Genomic DNA, 2,443 nt, shown 5'->3' on the forward strand with positions numbered 1-2,443 from the left:
GTGCGGGAGCTGCGGGTTGCGTCAGCTGCTGCCCTGCCGGCTCCGTGGCACCGGAGCCCGGGGCGGGACCGGACGACGTCGTACCGTCACCCGGCGCCGTGGGCCCCGGGGCCGGGGCCTGCGTGCTGCCGGGGGTGGTTTCGGCAGTGGCTCCCGACGTCGTACCGGGCGTGGCAGCGGTACCGGCACCAGGCGTGGCGCCGGAGGTTGCACCAGGCGTGGCGGCAGGAGTGCCGCCCGGCGTCGGGGCTGTACCGGCGGACCCGGCCGGGGTGGCGCTCGGATCGGCCTTGATGACCGCCATGATCTGTTCCTTGTACGCGCTGAGCCGGCCCTGGATCTCCGAGAGCGGCTGGTTCCGCAGGTCCTTGCCGTAGGCGGCGATCTCCTGCCACAGCTCGTTGAGCCTGGCCGTGCCGTCGCTGCTCAGGGGCCCATCCAGGGTCAGGACAAGTTGGCTGGCCAGGGCGTAGGTCAGGCACCGGACGCAGCTATAGTTCGACGACGCCGAGAGATTTTCCGGAACGATCACATCGGTCTGTCCCACAATCAGGACCACCTGGAAGCCCACCGCCACGGCGGCGCAGTCCGCGCAGCTGGCAAATGCGTAGGCCTCATTCCGTGTGTCCACGGTGTCACCGTCCTCGGCCCAGACCAGGGCGAAGGCGACGTCGTAGACCACGGAACCGTCAGTGGTGTTGACCGCGAGCGACTGGTTGCCGTCGTCCTCCGGAGCAGCCGGCTTGTCGAAGGGGAAGACCCAGGAAGGGGCAGCCGGCGCCGGTGCGGGGCCGGCCRTGCCGGCCGTGCCGGACTGCCGGGGCACCAGGACCATGCTCAGCTGCGGGTCCTCGCGTGTGGGCCTCCGGGCGCCCTCCGGCCACAGGGCAACGGTCGTTCCCGACTGGCCCTCGGCCATCCGGGACGCGGCGGAGGCCGGGAAGACGGCGGTGGTGGCGTCGGCCAGGGTGCCGCGCTCGTAGGGCTGGACCGGGCGGTAGGTGTCAGCTCCCGGCCACCAGGCCCAGGCGAGGCCCGCCGCCACCGCCGCGATCGCAACGATGGCGGTGGCACGCTGGAGGGCCTTTCCGCGGGTCTTGCGCCACAGGCCGGTGGCCAGCTGGCGGACCAGGCGCAACAGGATGTAGAAGATGCCCAGCACCGGCAGCGCCAGGCAGGCGATCGCGATCACCCGGACGGCGGCGTCGGCGAGGTCCCCGGTGGCGACGCTGTGGGAAAGCATGGCCTGCTGCTTCAGGCCGTTATCCCAGGCGGTGCCCAGGACGCGCGGCAGGGTGAGCACCATGGTGGCCATGCTGAAGAGCAGCAGGGGAACCGTGACCAGCACCCAGATGGTGACCACGGCCCGCGCCCAGGGCTTCAGGAGCCCGGCTTCGGGATCGGTCTTCCGCCACGGCACCAGGGCCAGCAGCGTGGGCTTGATGCGCTGGAACAGGTCCGGGACACCGGTAGCGTCGGCCAAGATATGGTAGCCGTCGAAGCGGACCAGCGGCATCAGCTGCCGGACCATTTGCAGGATCTGGGTGACCACCACCAGCAGCAGCGCATCGAAGCCGGTGGCCCACCAGATGCCCATGATCGCGACGGCCACGATGGCGTTGAAGTACAGTCCGCCGAGGTCCGTGCGCAGCCGGCCGCCGCGCCCCAGCCGGTAGGAATCCGTGACGTCGGTATAGAAGGCCGGCCACATCAGATACAGGCCGGTCCCCATGGCGCCGGGGGTGGCCCCGCCGCGGCGGGCGGCGGCGGCGTGGCCGAACTCATGGAAACCGGCCGAGAGCACCGTTACCACCAGGATCAAAAGCACCAGTCCGGGGTTGGCAAAGGCCTCATGCGTGGCCGATGCCAGACCCTTGACCATCAGCACCCACCAGCACGTGGCCAGGAAGGCCGCGGTCACGGCCACCACGATCAAGGGGTTGAACAGCGTGGCGAACGGCGCGGTGATCTTCCGGGTGCGGTCCGGATCGGTCACCGAGTACCGGAAGCGCATACCCAGCAGCGGGTTCGATTTCTTTACCGCCGGCTCGGAACCGTCCGCCAGCTGCAGGAGGCCGAGGGGGAGCAGCTGGGAAGTGATCAGGGTGCGGACGTTCTCGGCACTGACGAGCCGTCCGAAACTGTCGCTGGCGTGCCCGGCGATTTCTTCCAGGCCCCGCTCGCCGTCGATCGCCTCGAGCACCAGGTACAGCAGTCGGGTGAGCTGGATGGTCTGGCCGTCGGAACGGCGCACGAGGGACGGGGCTTCCTTGTAACCGGATCCCTTCGCCTCGCCGATCAGCTGGACGCCGGCGGCCCGCACGGGAACCGGCTGCAGGCCGACCGCGGCGGACRACGGCGGGCCGGCAGCGTCGCCGCGTGCGCCGGCGTCGGGCGATGTGGCGGCGGATGTGGCGCCGCCGGTGGCAGGCAGGGCCGGAGG

General features: G+C 70.7%; 1 protein-coding gene. It reads right to left on the minus strand.

Annotated elements, in window-relative coordinates; genetic code table 11:
* A partial coding sequence (locus AC1D1S_RS20680; RefSeq protein WP_476995394.1) for a hypothetical protein occupies window positions 1-2,443 on the minus strand: 2,443 nt, incomplete at both ends.

The organism is Arthrobacter sp. P1_A5, from assembly GCF_056406825.1.